2 protein-coding genes are annotated in these 834 nt (G+C 70.6%); one reads left to right on the top strand and one right to left on the bottom strand.

Annotated features, from left to right (window positions below; all coding sequences use genetic code 11):
- On the bottom strand, window positions 1-502 hold a 502-nt coding region (locus HUK84_RS20685), incomplete at its 3' end, for a LacI family DNA-binding transcriptional regulator (protein WP_246285809.1).
- Window positions 503-654: 152 nt separating this feature from the next.
- On the opposite strand from HUK84_RS20685, the gene HUK84_RS20680 reads away from it, so the two are divergent.
- Window positions 655-834, top strand: a 180-nt coding sequence (locus HUK84_RS20680; RefSeq protein WP_176641862.1) for an SDR family NAD(P)-dependent oxidoreductase, incomplete at its 3' end; no start/stop codon positions are given.

Raw genomic sequence — 834 nt, 5'->3', positions numbered from 1 at the left:
CGCGCGGACCGGCCGGCAGCACCAGCGCCTCGGCTCGCCTGCCCAGCATGTCGCGCACGTGGCGCAGCATCTCGCCCTCGTCGTAATCGGTATAGCCGATCAGCAACTCATACCCCGCGCCGCGGATGATTTCCGTCAGGCCACGCGCCGCGTCGGCGAAATTGGTGTTGGTCAGGGTCGGCAGGATCAGCCCGACGAAGCCGCTGCGCCGGGTCGACAGGGCCTCGGCCGCGCGATCGGGGACATAACCCAGCTCGGCGATCGCCCGCTCGACGGCGCGGCGTGTCTCCGCGCGCACCAGGTGGGGGGCGCGCAGGGCGCGCGAGACGGTCATGCGCGAGACCCCGGCCCGGGCCGAGACATCCATGATGGTCGGGCGCACGCCGGGCTCCCGCAGCTCCGGCACGGGAATGGTGGACAACGCAGGGCGGGCGGTATCGGCAATGGGCGCGGGGGCCGGGGATGGCGCCGGGGCCGCGCGTGTCGTCCGCGTGTCTGACATGCCTGCCCGTCCCTCCCGCCCCGCCTCGCTCACGCAAACTTATAGGCCCCGAGGGCGCAAAGCCGCGCCCGCAATATGGACAAGGCCGTGCCGTTCCTGTCCGGATAGACATCCCATCATAAGAATCCAAACATGAACAGGAAATGTCTGCCATGCCGATATTGCCGATCTTCGACCTGACCGGACGCCTGGCGCTGGTCACCGGTTCCAGCGGCGGAATCGGCCTGGCGATCGCCGCGGGCCTGGCCGATGCCGGGGCCCATGTCATCCTGAACGGACGGGACGCCGACCGGCTGGAACACGCCGCCGCCACGCTGCGCGAGACCGCGCCG

This window comes from Nguyenibacter vanlangensis (assembly GCF_013376155.1).
GTDB classification, from domain to species: Bacteria; Pseudomonadota; Alphaproteobacteria; order Acetobacterales; family Acetobacteraceae; genus Gluconacetobacter; species Gluconacetobacter vanlangensis.
Note: the sequence above shows the minus strand (reverse complement) of the source record. Positions and strands in the feature narration are given on the sequence as shown.